At 71.9% G+C, this 17,641-nt stretch carries 19 protein-coding genes; 12 read left to right on the top strand and 7 right to left on the bottom strand.

Features of this window, described 5'->3' with window-relative positions:
* Nucleotides 1–78: 78 nt before the first annotated feature.
* Nucleotides 79–1,875, bottom strand: a complete 1,797-nt coding sequence (locus tag SSP29_RS17950) for a bifunctional metallophosphatase/5'-nucleotidase (RefSeq protein ID WP_089101720.1) — start codon at nucleotides 1,873–1,875, stop codon at nucleotides 79–81.
* Between the two features lie 168 nt (nucleotides 1,876–2,043).
* Here SSP29_RS17950 and mshD point away from each other — a divergent pair, with 168 nt between their 5' ends.
* The gene (mshD, locus tag SSP29_RS17945; RefSeq protein ID WP_089101719.1) at nucleotides 2,044–2,973 is read left to right on the top strand and encodes a mycothiol synthase; all 930 of its coding nucleotides are present in this window, start codon (nucleotides 2,044–2,046) and stop codon (nucleotides 2,971–2,973) included.
* 7 nt (nucleotides 2,974–2,980) lie between these two features.
* Here the strand turns inward: mshD and SSP29_RS17940 are convergent, their stop codons facing one another.
* Genes SSP29_RS17940 through SSP29_RS17920 form a run of 5 tightly spaced genes read right to left on the bottom strand, consistent with a single transcriptional unit; the run spans nucleotide 2,981 to nucleotide 7,070 of the window.
* Nucleotides 2,981–3,181: a hypothetical protein gene (locus SSP29_RS17940; RefSeq protein ID WP_089101718.1), complete on the bottom strand. Its 201-nt coding sequence runs from the start codon at nucleotides 3,179–3,181 to the stop codon at nucleotides 2,981–2,983.
* Nucleotides 3,182–3,237: 56 nt separating this feature from the next.
* On the bottom strand, nucleotides 3,238–4,785 hold the full coding sequence (locus SSP29_RS17935; RefSeq protein WP_089101717.1) for an ABC transporter permease: 1,548 nt from the start codon (nucleotides 4,783–4,785) through the stop codon (nucleotides 3,238–3,240).
* Nucleotides 4,782–5,672, bottom strand: coding sequence for an ABC transporter ATP-binding protein (locus tag SSP29_RS17930; RefSeq protein WP_089101716.1), 891 nt, complete (start codon nucleotides 5,670–5,672; stop codon nucleotides 4,782–4,784). The genes SSP29_RS17935 and SSP29_RS17930 overlap by 4 nt, the downstream gene beginning before the upstream one ends.
* 31 nt (nucleotides 5,673–5,703) lie before the next feature.
* The gene (locus tag SSP29_RS17925) at nucleotides 5,704–6,513 is read right to left on the bottom strand and encodes a cupin domain-containing protein (protein ID WP_089101715.1); all 810 of its coding nucleotides are present in this window, start codon (nucleotides 6,511–6,513) and stop codon (nucleotides 5,704–5,706) included.
* A complete protein-coding gene (locus tag SSP29_RS17920) occupies nucleotides 6,510–7,070 on the bottom strand; it encodes an RNA polymerase sigma factor (protein ID WP_089101714.1) in 561 nt (186 codons plus the stop codon). Before SSP29_RS17920 ends, SSP29_RS17925 begins: the two co-directional genes overlap by 4 nt.
* Before the next feature lie 111 nt (nucleotides 7,071–7,181).
* On the opposite strand from SSP29_RS17920, the gene SSP29_RS55765 reads away from it, so the two are divergent.
* The 9 genes from SSP29_RS55765 to SSP29_RS58485 all read left to right on the top strand — a co-directional run bounded on the left by SSP29_RS55765 (nucleotide 7,182) and on the right by SSP29_RS58485 (nucleotide 15,185).
* The gene (locus tag SSP29_RS55765) at nucleotides 7,182–7,592 is read left to right on the top strand and encodes a GntR family transcriptional regulator (protein ID WP_089101713.1); all 411 of its coding nucleotides are present in this window, start codon (nucleotides 7,182–7,184) and stop codon (nucleotides 7,590–7,592) included.
* Nucleotides 7,589–8,467: an ABC transporter ATP-binding protein gene (locus SSP29_RS17910; protein ID WP_089101712.1), complete on the top strand. Its 879-nt coding sequence runs from the start codon at nucleotides 7,589–7,591 to the stop codon at nucleotides 8,465–8,467. Before SSP29_RS55765 ends, SSP29_RS17910 begins: the two co-directional genes overlap by 4 nt.
* Entirely contained in the window at nucleotides 8,464–9,369 is a 906-nt protein-coding gene (locus SSP29_RS17905) for an ABC-2 membrane transporter-related protein (RefSeq protein WP_089101711.1), read from the top strand. The genes SSP29_RS17910 and SSP29_RS17905 overlap by 4 nt, the downstream gene beginning before the upstream one ends.
* On the top strand, nucleotides 9,366–9,641 hold the full coding sequence (locus SSP29_RS17900; RefSeq protein ID WP_089101710.1) for a hypothetical protein: 276 nt from the start codon (nucleotides 9,366–9,368) through the stop codon (nucleotides 9,639–9,641). Before SSP29_RS17905 ends, SSP29_RS17900 begins: the two co-directional genes overlap by 4 nt.
* A 319-nt stretch (nucleotides 9,642–9,960) precedes the next feature.
* Entirely contained in the window at nucleotides 9,961–12,249 is a 2,289-nt protein-coding gene (locus SSP29_RS17895) for an RNA degradosome polyphosphate kinase (RefSeq protein ID WP_438363799.1), read from the top strand.
* Entirely contained in the window at nucleotides 12,230–13,252 is a 1,023-nt protein-coding gene (locus SSP29_RS17890) for a CHAD domain-containing protein (protein WP_089101708.1), read from the top strand. Before SSP29_RS17895 ends, SSP29_RS17890 begins: the two co-directional genes overlap by 20 nt.
* Nucleotides 13,249–13,665 (top strand): NUDIX hydrolase, encoded by a 417-nt coding sequence (locus SSP29_RS55760; RefSeq protein ID WP_089101707.1) that lies wholly within the window; start codon nucleotides 13,249–13,251, stop codon nucleotides 13,663–13,665. Before SSP29_RS17890 ends, SSP29_RS55760 begins: the two co-directional genes overlap by 4 nt.
* A 393-nt stretch (nucleotides 13,666–14,058) precedes the next feature.
* Nucleotides 14,059–14,913: an SCO4651 family lipoprotein gene (locus tag SSP29_RS17880; protein ID WP_089101706.1), complete on the top strand. Its 855-nt coding sequence runs from the start codon at nucleotides 14,059–14,061 to the stop codon at nucleotides 14,911–14,913.
* A gap of 104 nt (nucleotides 14,914–15,017) precedes the next feature.
* Entirely contained in the window at nucleotides 15,018–15,185 is a 168-nt protein-coding gene (locus SSP29_RS58485) for a hypothetical protein (protein WP_167449949.1), read from the top strand.
* A gap of 25 nt (nucleotides 15,186–15,210) precedes the next feature.
* On the opposite strand, the gene SSP29_RS17875 is transcribed toward SSP29_RS58485, so the two are convergent.
* The gene (locus SSP29_RS17875; protein ID WP_089101705.1) at nucleotides 15,211–15,549 is read right to left on the bottom strand and encodes a metal-sensitive transcriptional regulator; all 339 of its coding nucleotides are present in this window, start codon (nucleotides 15,547–15,549) and stop codon (nucleotides 15,211–15,213) included.
* Between the two features lie 197 nt (nucleotides 15,550–15,746).
* Between SSP29_RS17875 and SSP29_RS17870 the strand changes: the two genes are divergently transcribed.
* Together SSP29_RS17870 and SSP29_RS17865 are read left to right on the top strand one after the other, a co-directional pair.
* Nucleotides 15,747–16,367 carry a DUF47 domain-containing protein gene (locus SSP29_RS17870; RefSeq protein WP_089101704.1) on the top strand — a complete coding sequence of 207 codons (621 nt, stop codon included), beginning with the start codon at nucleotides 15,747–15,749 and terminating at the stop codon, nucleotides 16,365–16,367.
* Nucleotides 16,368–16,374: 7 nt separating this feature from the next.
* Nucleotides 16,375–17,373 (top strand): inorganic phosphate transporter, encoded by a 999-nt coding sequence (locus SSP29_RS17865; RefSeq protein ID WP_089101703.1) that lies wholly within the window; start codon nucleotides 16,375–16,377, stop codon nucleotides 17,371–17,373.
* The last annotated feature ends 268 nt before the right edge of the window (nucleotides 17,374–17,641 follow it).

Genomic DNA, 17,641 nt, shown 5'->3' with positions numbered 1-17,641 from the left:
GATCCAGCAGGTGCAGCAGAAAGGGCCCGGTACGCACGGGTGTGCGTACCAGGCCCTCGGGCCGCGCGGAGACGGCTGCTACTGCACGATCGTGATCCGGTTGGCGGCCGGCGGCGCGAGCGGGCTCGCGGCCGAGGAGTTGGCCGTCAGGTACTGGGCGAGGGCGGCGAGGTCGTCGGTGCCGACGAGGTCGCCGGTGCCCTGGCCGAGGGTGGTGAAGCCGTCGCCGCCGCCCGCGAGGAAGGAGTTGGTGGCGACGCGGTAGGTGGCGGCCGGGTCGACGGCCGTGCCGTTCAGCTTCACGGAATCGGTGACGACCCGGTCCGCGCCGGTCTTCGTCAGGTCGAGGGTGTAGGTGAGGTTGGCGGACGGCTGGAGGATCTTCGGGGCGGCCGCGTTCACACCGCTCACCTGCTCCTTGAGCACCTGGATCAGCTGCGCGCCGGTGAAGTCCTGGAGGTTCACGGTGTTGGCGAACGGCTGCACGGTGAAGCCCTCGGCGTACGTCACGACGCCGTCGCCCTCGCTCCCCTTGGCCGCGTACGTCAGCCCGGCCCGCACCCCGCCCGGGTTCATCAGCGCGAGGTCGGTCCCCGGGTCCAGCTCCCTGCCGTACGCGAACTGGGCGTCGGCGATCAGGTCGCCCATCGGGGACTCGGTGCCGGTGTTGTTCACGTCGGCCGAGATGTAGCCGATGGCGCGGTTGCCGATCGGGGCGGCGAGGGTGTTCCACCTGCCGATCAGCTCGGTCATGTCGGGCGCCTTGGCGACGTCCCGGGTGACCACGTGGTTCGCGGACTGTACGGCCGTACGCGCGATGTCGCCGGTACGGCGGTCGTAGGTCAGCGTGGTGTCGGTGTACAGGCGGCCGAAGGAGGCGGCGGACGTGACCATGCGGGGGTTGCCGGCCGGGTCGTCGATCGTGCACACGTACGCGGTGTGGGTGTGCCCGGTGACGAGCGCGTCCACGGCCGGGGTCACGTTCTTCGCGATGTCCACGAGGGGACCGGAGATGCCGCTGCCGGCGCCCGGCGAGTCGCAGTCGTAGTTGTAGCTGGACGAAGAGGGGAAGCCGCCCTCGTGGACCAGGGCCACGATCGACTGGACGCCCTGGCGCTGGAGCACCTTGGCGTACTTGTTGATGGTCTCGACCTCGTCCTTGAAGGCCAGGCCCTTGACGCCGTCGGCGGAGACGATGCCGGGCGTGCCCTCCAGGGTGACGCCGATGAACCCGATCCTGACGTCCTTCTTCTGCCAGACCCAGTAGGGCTTGAGGATCGGCTTGTCCGTCTTCTCGTCGAGGACGTTGGCCGCCAGGTAGGGGAAGTCGGCACCCTTGAACTTCTTGCCGGTGTAGCAGCCGCCGGTGGGGTGGCAGCCGCCGTTCTGAAGGCGGGCCAGTTCCTTCGCGCCCTCGTCGAACTCGTGGTTGCCGACCGTCGTCACGTCCAGGTCGAGCTTGTTGAGCGCCTCGATGGTCGGCTCGTCGTGGAAGAGGCCGGAGATGAGCGGGGAGGCGCCGACCATGTCGCCGCCGGCGGCGGTGACGGAGTAGGGGTGCCCCTTGCGGGCCTCGCGCAGGTGGGTGGCCAGGTACTCCACGCCACCGGCGTCGATCGTCTTCGTCGTCCCGTCGGCCTGGGTCTCGGTGACCCGTCCCGAGGAGCCGGACGGCGGCTCCAGGTTGCCGTGCAGGTCGTTGAAGGAGAGCAGCTGGACGTCCTGGTAGCGGCCGGGGTGCTGGTGCCCGTGTCCCTTGCCGGAGTGCGCGTCGGCGGGCAGCGCGCTCGCCAGGGCCGCGGCGGTGGCGAGCCCGGCGGCCGACGCGAGCAGCGCGTAGGTGCGCCGTCTGGAGGGTCTGGACTGCGCTTGCATGGAGCCCCCTGTGGGTCTGCTGAGAAGTGGCCCGGTCCGGCGCAGCCTAGGGTCAACGCGCGTAGCACAACAGGGTGTTCATGGTTACATCTTGGTTTCCGATTGCCCTGCCCTTTACCTTTTCGCGGTGTCCCCACTTTGCCGATCAGGCCCCGTACCCTCGTACGCATGACCAGCGACGACACCGCACGGCCGCCCATGTACTCCCGTTCCATCGACACCTTCTCCGCGCTCACCCCGGATCAGGCCGAGGCCGTACGGGAACTGCTGGCGGCGGCCGCGCGGGCCGACGGCCAGCAGCCGGTGTCCGAGCAGGGCCGGCTCCAGCTGACCGGCGGCGCCCGGGAGGGCGTCTCGCATCTGCTCCTCTCCGTCGGCGGCGAACTCGTGGGTTACGCCCAGCTGGAGGACACCGACCCGGTGGAGGCGCCGGCCGCGGAACTGGTCGTGCACCCCGACCACCGCGGCCACGGTCACGGCCGCGCGCTGGGCGCCGCCCTGCTGGCCGCGTCCGGCAAGCGGCTGCGGGTGTGGGCGCACGGCGGCCACTCCGCGGCCCGCCACCTCGCCCAGGTCCTCGGCCTCACCCTCTTCCGCGAACTGCGCCAGATGCGCCGCCCGTTGACCGACCTGGACCTGCCGGACCCGAAGCTGCCCGAGGGCGTCACCGTCCGCACCTTCGTGCCCGGCCGGGACGACGCGGCCTGGCTGTCCGTCAACGCCGCGGCCTTCGCCCACCACCCGGAACAGGGCTCGCTCACCCAGCGCGACCTGGACGACCGCAAGGCCCAGCCCTGGTTCGACCCGGCCGGCTTCTTCCTCGCCGAGCGCGGCGGCGAACTCCTCGGCTTCCACTGGACGAAGGTCCACGACGCGGAACGCCTCGGCGAGGTCTACGTCCTCGGCGTCTCCCCCACCGCCCAGGGCGGCGGCCTCGGCAAGTCCCTCACCACCATCGGCCTGCGCCACCTGGCCGACCGCGGCCTGCCGACGGCGATGCTGTACGTCGACGCCGACAACACGGCGGCGGTTGCGGTCTACGAACGCCTGGGCTTCACGACCCACGAGACGGACCTGATGTACCGGACGGAGACCTGAGGGACCCTCACTGGTTCGGCGGGCGCCTGCGGTTGATCAGATAGGCGGATCTGCCTACGACGGCGGCGGCGACCGCCGCGGCGAGTGCCTTGACGAGGGGTCCGGCGCCGCCCGCCAGGGTGGCCGCGGCGAGGACGAGGACGACGGCGGCCGAGAGCCAGGGCATCGCCCTTTCGGCCGGCCCTCCGTCCCGGAAGGGATTGTCCACGCCCGTCTCCTCGTCCGCCCCGGCGCTTGTCGCTTGTCGCCTCCATCATGCCCGCGTCAGCCCGCCGGGCAGTCGTCCGGGCCCTTCGGGGTCTTCACGCCGAGCAGGCGGGCCGCCTCGGCCGTCGTCGTGTGCGGTGAGACCAGCTCCTGCCAGTGGGACTTCACCCGGGCCGCCACCGTGTCGTGCGGCTCCCGGAACAGCTCCCGTACGACCTCGGTCTGCTGGGCCGAGACGGACATGCTGCCGCCGTCCGAGGTGAGGACCGCGGCCGAGCCGCTGAGGCTGTCGTCGATACGGAGGTGGCGGAAGGTGTCCGTGGGGGTGGGGTCGGTGGCCAGGGCCAGCCACATCGTCGTCACCACGCGGGCGTCGCACATGTCCAGGGAGGCGTGTTCGCTGCCCGCGACCAGGACCCGGGCGACCCCGACCGCGAACTCGGGGACCCGGTTGCCGCCCCACTGGGTGCCGACGGTGACCGTGCCGGGGGTGGAACTCGTCGGGAGGGTGGCGTCCGTCGTCAGGTCGGTGATCTCCTGGATGCGCTGGCGGACGGTGAGCCGGGTCGTGGCCGCGTCGCCGCCCGCCTCGGCCTGCACCCGGTGCACCACTCCGGCCCAGTCGACCGTCCAGCCCTTCCAGTCCGGGTACGCGCAGTACCGGGAGCCGGCCCGCTCGACGCAGGTCTGGAACTTCGCCGGGTGGTCCGCCTCCGCCTTCCGCGCGGCCTGCAGACCGGCGGAGTCCCCCGGCGCCTGACCGGCCACGCCGGCCACCGCGGCAACCAGGGCCACGGCGGCCGCCGCCTTCAGGACCCGCGCCCGGCCGCCGGCCGCCCACATCGCCACGCACACCAGCAGCACCGTGAGCCCCGTGAGGTACAGCGCGTGCCAGGCCGCCGGGCGGCCCAGCAGTTCGCCGGGGACCGAGGTGCCGCCGTTCTCCAGCACCACCGGCCACAGCCAGTCCACGGCGTGCCGGCCCGAGCCGCCGGGCAGCATGCTGGTGACGAGCCCGATCGCGAGCAGGAAGACCAGCGGGGCCGCCGGGTGGGGCAGGACCCGGGCCAGCAGCACGCCGAGCGCGCCGGCGAGCAGGACGGTCAGCGGGGCCACCGCCAGTTCGAAGAGCGAACCGTGGCCGACCGCACCCGGCCGCAGCGCCGCCCAGGCGAACTGGAGGTCGACCAGCACGGCCACGCCGACGGCGAAGGGCACGGCGGACAGGGCGTGGGCGAGCGTACGGCGTGCGGGCGTCATCGCCAGCACCCCGAACTGCTCCTCCAGGCCCCGCCGCCGGTTGAGCAGCGCCGCCCGGTGCACGCACACCAGCAGGGCGACGGCGAACAGTTCCGGGCCGCCCTGGGTGGTGCGGTCCACGTCGTGCAGGACCGGATACGCGTCCATGCCCTCGCCCCGGCCGAACAGGCCGTACCCGACGTAGGCGAGGTACAGCAGGCCGAAGACCAGCAGCGGGATCTGGAGGAGCAGCTGGCGGGCCTCGAAGACGGCCAGGGCGACGACGGACGCGGACGCGGTGTCGCGGTCCTGGTCGTGGTCCGCGGGCACGGTGGGCTCCGGCTTCGTCACGAGTGTCGTCGTCATGCCGCCGCCACCTCGGTGCCGTCCGTGCCGTCCGCGTGCTTCGCGTCCTCCGTGTCGAGGACCAGCAGATAGCCGTCCTCCAGGGTCGGTTCGAGCAGGTCGGCGCCGGTGGGCGGGTCGCCGACGTTGCGGAAGGTGCCGGTGCCGGTGCGCCAGCCGGCCCGGGCGCCCGGGGCGCGTTCGGTGCTGCTCCACACGCGTCCGGCCGCGCGGGCGGTCAGCCCGGCCGGCGTGCCGTCGTACCGGACCCGGCCCTCGGCGAGCACGATCACCCGGTTGCAGAGCATCGCCACGTCCTCGGTCTGGTGGGTGGACAGCAGTACCGTGCGGTCCTCGCCCGCCTCCGCGATCAACTCCCGGAACCGCATGCGCTGTTCGGGGTCGAGTCCGACCGTCGGCTCGTCCAGGACGAGGAACCGGGGGCCGCCGACGAGCGCGGCGGCCAGCGCGACCCGCTGCCGCATTCCGCCGGAGAGCCGCTTGATCCGCCTGCCGCGCACGTCGGCCAGGCCGACCTGGTCAAGGACGCGCCGTACCTCGCGATGGCGGCCGCCCCGGTCGGTGAGCTCCTTGAGGATGGCGACGTAGTCGACGAACTCGAAGGCCGTGAAGTCCGGGTGGAAGCCGGGGGTCTGCGGGAGGTAGCCGAGCGTGCGGCGGACCGCGAGCCGGCCGGCCGGCGTGGCCGGGTCCTCGCCGTGCACCGTGAAGGCGCCGGCGTCCGGCGGTACGGCGGTGGCCAGGACCTTCAACAGGGTCGTCTTTCCGGCGCCGTTGGGCCCGAGCAGGCCCGTGACGCCGTCCGTCAGCGACAGGGTGACGCCGTCGAGCGCCGGGGTGCCGCCGTAGCGCACGGTGAGGCCGGCGGCGGAGACAGTGGTGTTCACGTGGGACTCCAGCGATCAGTCGGTCGGTCGGTCAGTAGGGCTTGGCGTCGAAGCGGTCCCGCACCTGGTGCAGCAGGACCGTCGCCAGCGCGGCAAGAGCGGCGGCCACCGACTGCCCGGCCGTGGTGAAGGCGACCGGCGTGTGCGCCGGGTGCATCGCCGCCACCGCCATCAGGGCCGTCCACGCCCCGCCGACCAGTCCGGGCCCGAGCAGCGGGCCCAGCCGGACGGAGAGGGCGAGGCCCGCCGCGGTGAGCGCGAGGGCGGGCAGCAGCCAGCCGAAGGCGAGCAGGCCGTACCCGGGCAGGGCCAGCGCGGCCAGGCAGTTGAGGCCGAGGGAGGCGGTCAGCGCGGCCACCGTGCGGATCATCAGCAGCCGGAAGCCGTGCGTCGGGGCGACCGCGGCGATCTCGTACGTCGGGTCGAGGACCGGTCCGTACGACAGGGCCACCGCGGCGAGCGGGAGCAGCGGGGCGAGGGCCAGGAACAGGGCCGGGGCGTCCACCGCGTGGACCACCAGGACCGTCGCGGCCAGCACGAACGCCACCGAGGCCAGCCAGGAGCGGCGCAGCACCGGGGTCGCGGTGAGCAGCCGTGCGGTGGGCTCGGCGACGCCGACGCGGGCCAGGAGCCGTTCACCCAACCCGGGCCGGGGCGCGTCCAGTTCGGCGTCGAGCCGCTCCCAGCCCGCGTCCAGCGCGACCGGGTCGGACACCGACGCGAGCACCGCACGGCAGTCGGCGCAGGAGCCGACGTGGGTGTCGGCCGACCACAGCAGCGGCGGCGCCAGCTCGCCGCGCGCGTACGCCCGCAGATCCTCTTCGGACACATGCCAGGTCATGCCAACTCCTCCCGCAGCTGCTTGCGCGCCCGCATCGCGCGGGTCTTGACCGTCCCCGGCGGGATGCCGAGCAGGACCGCCGCCTCGCGGGTGGTCAGTCCGTCGATCACCGTCGCCTGGAGCACCGCCCGCAGTTCGGGCGAGAGCCGGACCAGGGCCCCGGCGAGGTCCCCGTGCTCCACCCCCGCGAGCACGCGTTCCTCCGCCGAGGCCTCGTCCCGGTGCCGCAGCCGGGCCAGCGCCTGCCGCAGCCGGCCGCGGGCCCCGTCGCCGCGCAGCGCGTCGACCAGCCGCCGCGACCCGATCCGCCACAGCCACCCGGCGGCGTCGGCGTTCACACCGTCCTCGGTGGTCTCGCGGTATCGGGCGGTCCCCCGCCACACCGCGAGGAACGTCTCCTGCACGACGTCGTCGACGACCGACGGATCCGCGCACCGGCCGCGCAGCCGCGCGGTCAGCCACGGCGCGTACCGCCGGTACAGCTCTTCGAAGGCGCGCCGGTCCGCATCCGCCGCGATCGCCCGCAGCAGCTCCCCGTCGCTTCTCGTTCCGCTCACGTCTCCTCATCGCACGAGCCCGGCCGACCGGTTCACGGAACCGGCCTTGACTTTCCGAACAATCTTGCACCACCCTTTCACTACTCAATTAGTGAAAGGGTGGTTGTACGGGTGGTCGAGTACCGCATCGACCGGCGCTCCGGCGTCGCCACCTACGTCCAGATCGTCCAGCAGACCAAACAGGCCCTGCGCCTGGGGCACCTCCGGCCGGGAGACAGACTGCCCACCGCCCGCGAGGTGGTCGAGGCCACCGCCATCAACCCCAACACCGTCCTGAAGGCCTACCGGGAGCTGGAGCGCGAGGGCCTGGTGGAGGCCCGGCGCGGCCTCGGCACCTTCGTGAAGCGCTCGCTGGGCACCGCCCCGGCCGCCGAGTCCCCCCTGCACGGGGAGCTGGACGACTGGGCCGCCCGGGCCCGCGCGGCCGGCCTGGACCGGGACGACGTGGCCGCACTCTTCACCGCCGTACTCGAAAAGCACTTCGCCGTGCACGAGAAGCACCTGCAAGGAGAGAGTTCATGACCGACACCGCGATAGCGGCGTCCGCGCTCGGCAAGCGGTTCGGCCGGCGCGGGGGCTGGGCGCTGCGCGACTGCGCCTTCCGGCTGCCCGCCGGGCGGGTCTGTGCCGTCGTCGGCCCCAACGGGGCGGGCAAGTCCACGCTCCTCGCCCTCGCCGCCGGTCTGCTGGGCGCCACCGAGGGCGAGCTGACCGTCCTCGGCACCACCCCGGCAAAGGCCCGCCCCCGGGTCGGCTACGTCGCCCAGGACAAGCCGCTGTACCCGCAGCTCACGGTCGCCGAGACGCTCCGGATGGGCGCCGACCTCAACCCCGGGCGCTGGGACGCGGCCGCCGCCGAACGCATCGTGGCCGCCGGCGACCTGGACCCGAAGTCCCGGATCCGCACCCTCTCCGGCGGCCAGCGCACCCGGGTCGCACTCGCCCTCGCCCTCGGCAAGCAGCCCGAACTGCTGCTCCTCGACGAGCCGATGGCCGACCTCGACCCGCTCGCCCGGCACGAGCTGATGGGCGTGCTGATGGTGCAGGCCGCCCAGCACGGCACCACCATCGCGATGTCCTCGCACGTGGTCGCCGAACTGGAGGACTCCTGCGACCACCTGCTGCTGATCGGCGGCGGCCGGGTCCGGCTGGCCGGCGAGATCGACGACCTGCTGGCCGCCCACACCCGGGTCGCCGCCGAAGCCGGCACCGACCTCGCGCCGCACACCGTCGTGGACTCCCGGACCACCGGCCGGCAGCTCAGCGCCCTGGTCCGCCCGGCGGGCCCGCTGCCCGCCGGCTGGCACACCGGCGCCCCCACCCTGGAGGAGCTGGTCCTCGCCCATCTGCGCAACCCCGAGGCCCCGGCCCTGACCGCGGTGGAGGCCACCGTATGACCACCCTGACCGCACCCGCGCCGGCCCCCCGGGCCCACCTCACCCGCTGGCTGCTGCGCCTGCACCGCCCCACGCTGTACGTCTGGGCGGGCCTGGTGCTCGCCGCCGCCGTCCTGCTCCTCCTCCTGCGCGGCCCGCTGGCCGACGCGGCGGCCGACGCCTGGCGCCAGTACGACAGCTGCACGGACTGGCGGAGGTGCACGTACGACCAGAACGCGATCCTGCGCTACAAGGACTGGTACAGCTACGCCACCCTGGCCGTGGCCGCGGTGCCCTTCCTGACGGCCGCCTGGGCCGGTGGCGCGTTCGGCAAGGAGCTGGAGTCCGGCACCGCCAAGCTCGCCTGGACCCAGTCCAGCACCCCCGTGCGCTGGCTGGCCGTCCGGCTCGCGGTACCGGCCGCGGCCGTCGCCGCCGGCACCGCGCTGCTGGTCTGGCTGCACCACCTGGCCTGGGCCACGGCCAACGACCGCATCGACACCGCCAAGCAGTGGTACGACGTCTGGACCTTCCACACCAACGGCCCCACCCTCCCCGCCCTGGCCCTGTGCGGTCTGGCGGCCGGCGCGCTGACGGGCCTGCTGTCCCGCCGTACCCTCCCCGCCCTGGGCCTCGGTCTGCTCCTGACCGGTGCGGTCTGGACCGCCACCCAGCTGCTCCTGCCCCGCCTGTGGCCGACCCGGACCAGCACCGGAAAGGCCTTCTTCGCCCTCCCCAACAGCTCCTGGACGGTACGGACGGGCAAGCACGCCGAGGTCCCCTACGGCGACTACCACCCCGCCTCGCACTACTGGCCGCTCCAGCTGACCACCACGGCCCTGCTCCTCGCCGTGACGGCCCTGCTGACCCTGGGCTGCTTCCTGGCGCTGCGCCGCCTGACCGGAAAGACGACCGCCGGATGACCGCCCTGTCCGCCGCGCCCGGGCCCGCCCCCGCCCCCGCCCCCGCGTCCGCCAACCGCTCGCTGAGCCCGCTGCGCCGCCCGGCACTGCTCGGCGCGGCCGCCGCCGTGACCCTCCTGACCAGGCTGTACCTGCGCGAGGCGTGGAAGCCGCTGCACGGCCCGCTGCACGGCTTCTGGGCCGTGCATCTCAGCGCCACCGCGATGGTGCTCGCACTCTCCGTCGCGGCCACCGCCGGCGCGTTCTGCATCTTGCGCCGCCAGGCCCGCTGAGGGACCGTCGGTCCCGCGCGTCCCTCTGTCGGCGGAAGGACGCGCGGGGCGGGTGGGAAGGTCGTACGGGATCGTCACTTTCGTGATCCCCAAGGCCTCCCGGACCTGATCACATACGTCCGCGAGCCTCCCTCCGCTATCCCATACGCCATGTCTTCGTAACCATTGGTTCAGACGGACTTGCGACGCTCAGCCAATGAAGCCCGCCGTGCCAGAGCCTTCGTCACCCCTTGAGGGGTTCGCGGGAAACGGGGTCGTCCAGCTCCCACCCGCGCGTTCCGACGCGCCTGTCACGGCCCGGGCGCGGAACAATGGGGTCATGAGTCAGCAGAACGCCCAGGCAGCCGAGGCCCACCCGTCTCCCACCACCACCCTTGGCGGAGGCCCTGCGGGCCGCGGAAACAATTCAAACGCCCAGCCCTCCGTGGGCTCCATAGCCGCGCACCGCCCGCACACCGTGGCCGCCGTGGTCTCCGACCTGGAACCCGACATCGACGCCGACCTCGACACGTACGAGGAGTCGCAGGTCGACGGGGTGCAGCTGCCCCAGGGGCGCTTCCTGGACCGGGAGCGCAGCTGGCTCGCGTTCAACGAGCGGGTGCTGGAGCTCGCCGAGGACCCGAACACGCCGCTGCTGGAGCGGGCGAACTTCCTGGCGATCTTCGCGAGCAACCTGGACGAGTTCTTCATGGTCCGGGTGGCAGGGCTGAAGCGCCGTATCGCCACCGGTGTGGCCACCCGCTCCGCCTCCGGCCTGCAGCCGCGCGAGGTGCTGGAGATGATCTGGGCCCGCTCCCGCGAGCTGATGGCCCGGCACGCCGCCTGCTACCACGAGGACGTCGCCCCCGCGCTCGCGGAGGAGGGCATCCACCTGGTCCGCTGGGCCGAGCTGACCGAGAAGGAGCAGGCGCGGCTCTTCACGCTCTTCCGGCACCAGATCTTCCCGGTCCTGACCCCGCTGGCGGTCGACCCGGCGCACCCGTTCCCCTACATCTCCGGGCTCTCCCTGAACCTGGCCGTGGTCGTACGCAACCCGGTCAGCGGTCACAAGCACTTCGCCCGGGTCAAGGTGCCGCCGTCGCTGTCCCGCTTCCTGGAGAGCTCCGCCGGCCGGTACGTCCCGATCGAGGACGTCATCGCCGCCCACCTGGAGGAGCTGTTCCCGGGCATGGAGGTCGTGGAGCACCACGCCTTCCGCCTCACCCGGAACGAGGACCTGGAGGTCGAGGAGGACGACGCCGAGAACCTGCTCCAGGCCCTGGAGAAGGAGCTCATGCGGCGCCGCTTCGGGCCGCCGGTGCGCCTGGAGGTCGAGGAGTCCATCGACCGCGAGGTCCTCGACCTGCTGGTGCGCGAGCTGAAGATCTCCGAGGCCGAGGTCTACCCGCTGCCCGGCCCGCTCGACCTCACCGGCCTGTTCCGCTTCGCGAGCCTGGACCGGCCGGAGCTGAAGTACCGCAAGTTCATCGCGGGCACCCACCGCGACCTCGCCGAGGTCGAGTCGGCGTCCGCACCCGACATCTTCGCGGCCCTGCGCGAGCGGGACGTGCTGCTGCACCACCCGTACGACAGCTTCTCCACCTCCGTGCAGGCCTTCGTCGAGCAGGCCGCCGAGGACCCGGACGTCCTCGCGATCAAGCAGACCCTGTACCGGACCTCCGGCGACTCCCCGATCGTCAACGCGCTCATCGACGCCGCCGAGGCCGGCAAGCAGGTCCTCGTCCTGGTCGAGATCAAGGCCCGCTTCGACGAGCACGCCAACATCAAGTGGGCGCGCAAGCTGGAAGAGGCCGGCTGCCACGTCGTCTACGGCCTGGTCGGCCTGAAGACCCACTGCAAGCTGTCCCTGGTGGTCCGCCAGGAGGGCGAGACGCTTCGCCGCTACAGCCACGTCGGCACCGGCAACTACCACCCGAAGACCGCGCGCCTGTACGAGGACCTCGGCCTGCTCACCGCCGACCCGCAGGTCGGCGCGGACCTCTCCGACCTGTTCAACCGGCTCTCCGGCTACTCCCGCCGGGAGACCTACCGCCGCCTGCTGGTGGCCCCCAAGTCGCTGCGCGACGGACTGATCGCGCGCATCGAGAAGGAAATACAGCACCACCGGGCCGGCCGGCCCGCGTTCGTCCGCATCAAGGCCAACTCGATGGTCGACGAAGCGATCATCGACGCCCTCTACCGCGCGTCCATGGCCGGCGTACCCGTCGACATCTGGGTGCGTGGCATCTGCGCGATCCGCCCCGGCGTCACGGGCCTCTCGGAGAACGTCAAGGTCCGCTCGATCCTCGGCCGCTTCCTGGAACACTCCCGGGTCTTCGCCTTCGGCAACGGCGGCGAGCCCGAGGTGTGGATCGGCAGCGCCGACATGATGCACCGCAATCTCGACCGCCGGATAGAAGCCCTGGTCCGGGTCACCGACCCGGCCCACAGAGCCACGCTCAACCGGCTCCTCGAAACCGGCATGTCCGACTCCACCTCCTCCTGGCACCTGGGCCCGGACGGCGAATGGACCCGGCACGCGACCGACGCGGACGGCCAGCCCCTGCGCAACATCCAGGAGATGCTCATAGACGCCCGGAGGCGCCGGCGTGGCACAGCAACACCTTGAACCGACGGACCCGACGGCCCGGGTCGTGACCGGGGAGGCCCTCGCGGGCTACCTGCGCACCCAGGCCACGGAGTTCCTCCGCGCGCTGCGCCTGCACCGGGAGACCGGGACGGTGAGCGCGACGGAGGAGTCCGTCGACGCGGCCCGCGCCCTGCGCCGCTCGGCCCGGCGCATCAGCGGCAGCCTGCACACCTTCCGCCCGCTCCTCGACTCCGACTGGTCCGAGGAGATCCGCCCCGAACTGGCCTGGCTGTCGGGCACGTTGGGCCTTGAGCACGCCTACGAGGCACGGCTGGAGCGCCTGTTGCTGGCGCTGCACCGCCTCTCCGGCTCAACGACCCTTCCCAACCAGGCCACTTCGGAGAACACGGCCGAGCGCGGCAACCTCACGGTGGGCGCGGCCAAGGCCGGTGCCCTGCTGGACCGCCAGCTCACCCTCGCCCGCACCCGGGCCCACTCCACGGCCCTCCAGGCGCTCGGCTCCTCCCGCTTCCACGCGGTCGCCGACAAGGTCGCGGTACTGGCCAGCGAGGTCCCGCTGACGGCCGCGGCGCCCACCGCCGACCTGCGCCCGTCGGCATCGGCGGCCGAGGAGCGCCTCACCGACGCCATCGCCGCGCTCCCGCTGATCACCGCGGGCCACCCCTACAACGCGGAGGCCCTGGTCCACGGCCTGTCCCCGGACCCCGCCCCGCACCCCCAGGACGGCCCCTGGCACCAGGTCCGCCTCCTGCTGCGCCTGCACCGCTACGCCCGCGAGGTGCTGTGCGGCGAGGGCGCACCCGTGGACGTACGGCTGTTCGCGGCCGGCCAGGCCCTGAACCGCCACCGCGACGCCTCGGAAGCGGCCGCCGCGGCCGCGTCGGCGGCCCGCACCCCGCGCATCGCCCCCGCGACGGCCTACGCCCTCGGTGTCCTCCACGCCGACCAGCGGCACGAGGTGGAGGCGGCCCGGTTCGCGTTCCAGCAGGCGTGGCAGAAGCAGCGGGTGGAGGCCGTGTGAACGACACCCCGGTGCTGGCGGCGGGCTGCGTCCTGTGGCGCCGCTCGCCGGTCGGCGGCGACCTGGAGGTGTGTCTCGTCCACCGCCCCAAGTACGACGACTGGTCCCACCCGAAGGGCAAGCTCAAGCGCGGCGAGGACGCGGGCACGGCCGCACTGCGCGAGGTGGCCGAGGAAACCGGCTACACCGCCACCCTCGGCAGCGAGCTCTCCACCGCCCACTACTACGCCAACGGCCGCCCCAAAGACGTCCGTTACTGGTCCGGCGAAGCAGGAGAGGGCCACTTCACCCCGAACCACGAGGTGGACAGAATCCTGTGGCTCCGCCCACCGGAGGCCCGCCAACGCCTGACCCAGCCAAGAGACGCCGAGCTGGTGGACGAACTACTGGCCTCGCTGCACAACACGCAGTAGGGGTGCCGTGTTGAGGGGCGCCGACTGAGGCGCCCCTTTTAGGGGCGCGGGGAACTGCGCGACAAGCCCCCACCGGCCCGCAGCCACCGAACGACCGAACTCACCCCCCGGCCAAGTGCCCTTCCGCATCGGTACGCGCAAGGCTTCTCGCCCTCCTGGCCGGCCCCCGCCACCCACACGTGCACCGGGCGAAACAGAACCGCCCCTGTTCAACCGTGCCCGCGTCGTGTTCCGCCCCCTGCAGGGCCCGCCCGGAACCATCCTCCTGCGCCACGCTGACAACGTTACCCACGCTCGGTAAAGCACTGGTATGCGTGACGGCCCCTCCCACCCCTCGTTAAGCGGAACGACGGGAGGCCCGTGACGGACGTACCGGCTGGGGGTAGGCAGGCGATGGATCGGCGGCAGCACTGGCGCGCTGGAAAGACGGCCGTCACCGTAGGGCTCGTGATCGGCCTCGGCGCCGGCGCCACCGGCTGCGGCGGCGCCACGGCCGAGGGGGCCGGCGGCACCCCCGGCGACAACCCGGTCACCCTCCTCAAGCGCACGGCGGACACCCTGCGCGCCACCCGCACCTCCGAGGCGACGACGTCGTTGGAGATGGCCACCGGCGGCACCCGGGTGACCATCCGCGGCAAGGGCGTCTACGACTACGACAAGCAGTTCGGCAGGCTCACGGTCGTCCTCCCGCAGGACCCCGCCGGGGCGTCCGAGCACCGCCCGATCACCGAACTCCTCGCCCCGGGCGCGCTGTTCATGAAGAACCGGGGCGCCGGGGTGCCCGCCGACAAGTGGGTCCGCGTGGACACCGCGACCCTCTCCGACGGCAACCTGGTCACCGGCGGCGCGACCGACCCCTTCGCGGCGGCCGAGCTGCTGCGCGGCACGCGGACGGCGACGTACCTGGGAAGGACCGAGCTCGCCGGGACCGAGGTCCGGCACTACCGGGGTACCGCCGACCTCGCGGCCGCCGCCCGCTCGGCGTCCGCCGGCAACAGGGCCTCCCTGACGGCCGCGGCGAAAGGGTTCGCCACCGCCGAGGTCCCGTTCGACGTGTACCTCGACGACCAGGGCCGGATCCGCAAACTCCGGCAGCGGTTCAGCTTCGTCAACGACAGCGGCAAGGGCACCGTGGCGGTCGCCTCGACGACCCTGCTGTACGGTTTCGGCACGCCGGTCGACGTGAAGCTGCCACGTTCCGAGGACATCTACGCGGGCCGGATCGCCGAAAACCAGCCGACGCACTAGTCAGGGAACGGCTCTGTACAACCTGTGAACTAGCCCGTCCGTGCCATGCGCGTTGTGTAGACCGCTGCCTACTCTAGGAAGTCGGTGACGGCAGAGAAGAGGTGATGCACGTGGCTCCGGTCGGCGGTACGGCAGTTCAGGACCACGTGGCCCTCGCCGAGATCGAGCTGTGCGGAGAGCTGATCATCGCGGCGTCGGCCGCCGAGGACCGGCTCAGCCTGGAGAGTATCGACGAGGTGCTGCGCGTGGCCGAGGAGCGCGAGGTCCGCTGATTCCGGCCAGTACCGGCCGCTCCGCTCAGGTCCGCAGCAGGCGGGCGATGGCCTGAGTGGCCTCCTCGACCTTCGCGTCGATCTCGGAGCCGCCCTTGACGGCCGCGTCGGCGACGCAGTGCCGCAGGTGCTCCTCCAGCAGCTGCAGGGCGAAGGACTGCAGGGCCTTGGTGGAGGCGGAGACCTGGGTGAGTATGTCGATGCAGTAGGTGTCCTCGTCGACCATCCGCTGCAGACCCCGGATCTGGCCCTCGATCCGGCGCAGCCGTTTGAGGTGCTCGTCCTTCTGCTTGTGGTAACCGTGCGTGGTCGCCGGCGCTCCGCTTCCGGAGGGCTTCGTGGCGTCGGCCTCGGTGGTCGTCATCGCGTCCTCCGCATCGTCGAGACATATACCCCTAGTGGGTATATGGTAACGAACTTTGCTGGGTATAGGGCCCTCGGGACGCCCCCGTGCCGATCTCTCTGCCCGATGGGCGAAACTGGAGGGCGGCCCATTAGCCGTGGCCGGATGATGCGCTTAGCATCAGCCTGACCGAAACCCATGCATACCGAGGACCCCAAGTGCGCTTTCGTCTGACCCCCAGGGAGACGAGCTTCTACGACATGTTCGCCGCCTCCGCGGACAACATCGTCACGGGCTCGAAGCTCCTGATGGAACTGCTCGGGGCGGACGCGTCTGCCCGGGCCGAGATCGCAGAGCGTATGCGGGCAGCGGAACACGCAGGTGACGACGCCACGCACGCGATCTTCCACCAGCTGAACTCCTCGTTCATCACGCCCTTCGACCGCGAGGACATCTACACCCTCGCGTCCTCCCTCGACGACATCATGGACTTCATGGAGGAGGCCGTCGACCTGGTCGTCCTCTACAACATCGAGGAACTGCCGAAGGGCGTCGAGCAGCAGATCGAGGTGCTGGCGCGGGCCGCGGACCTGACGGCCGAGGCGATGCCCCACCTGCGCACGCTGGACAACCTCACCGAGTACTGGATCGAGGTGAACCGCCTGGAGAACCAGGCGGACCAGATCCACCGCAAGCTTCTCGCCCACCTCTTCAACGGCAAGTACGACGCGATCGAGGTGCTGAAGCTCAAGCAGATCGTGGACGTCCTGGAAGAGGCGGCGGACGCGTTCGAGCACGTGGCGAACACGGTGGAGACCATCGCCGTCAAGGAGTCCTGAACCGTCGATGGACACCTTCGCGCTCGTCGTGACCATCCTGGTCGCGCTCTTCTTCACGTACACGAACGGTTTCCACGACTCGGCGAACGCGATCGCCACGTCGGTCTCGACCCGGGCACTGACGCCGCGGGCGGCGCTCGCCATGGCCGCGGTGATGAACCTGGCCGGCGCGTTCTTCGGCACCGGGGTCGCCAAGACCGTCAGCGAGGGCCTGATCGAGACGCCCGAGGGCTCCAAGGGCATGGCCATCCTCTTCTCGGCGCTGGTCGGCGCGATCGTCTGGAACCTCGTCACCTGGTACTACGGCCTGCCCTCGTCCTCCTCCCACGCGCTGTTCGGCGGCCTGGTGGGAGCGGCCCTGGCCGGCGGCACGGAGGTCCTCTGGAACGGCGTCGTCGGCAAGGTCATCATCCCGATGTTCCTGTCGCCGATCGTCGGCCTGATCCTCGGCTACCTGGTCATGACGGCCATCATGTGGATCTTCCGCCGCGCCAACCCGCACAAGACGAAGCGCGGCTTCCGTATCGCCCAGACCGTCTCCGCGGCCGGCATGGCCCTCGGTCACGGTCTCCAGGACGCCCAGAAGACGATGGGCGTCGTCGTCATGGCACTGGTGATTTCCGGCCATGAGACGTACGGCGACGGGTTCCCGGTCTGGGTCAAGATCGTCTGTGCCGTGATGCTCTCCCTCGGCACCTACGCCGGCGGCTGGCGCATCATGCGCACCCTGGGCCGCAAGATCATCGAGCTGGACCCCCCGCAGGGCTTCGCGGCCGAGGCGACGGGTGCGTCGATCATGTTCACCACCGCGTACCTCTTCAAGGCGCCGATCTCCACCACCCACGTCATCACCTCGGCCATCATGGGCGTCGGCGCGACCAAGCGCGTGAACGCGGTCCGCTGGGGCGTGGCCAAGAACATCGTCCTGGGCTGGTTCATCACGATGCCGGCGGCGGCCCTGGTGGCAGCGGCGGCATTCGGAATCGTGGACCTGGCGTTCCTCTAACCACTTGGCCCGCCCACCCGACTCGCTTCGTGGAGAGGCGAGGTCGAACACCCCGTAAGGGGCGCGGGGCTGTATCGATATGCGGCTGCCGCCGCGTGAGCGCGGCCAACGGCACATCGCGGCCGACGTGAGAACTGCCAACCTGAAGGGGCGCGGGGAACTGCGCGACAAGCCCCCACCCACCCGCACCCGACACACAACGCACCGGCCCCTTCAGCGGGCGCACACGCAGACGGGCCCGCCCCCGGGAGCCAGGGGCGGGCCCTTT

Source organism: Streptomyces hyaluromycini (assembly GCF_002217755.1).
GTDB lineage: Bacteria > Actinomycetota > Actinomycetes > Streptomycetales > Streptomycetaceae > Streptomyces > Streptomyces hyaluromycini.
Note: the sequence above shows the minus strand (reverse complement) of the source record. Positions and strands in the feature narration are given on the sequence as shown.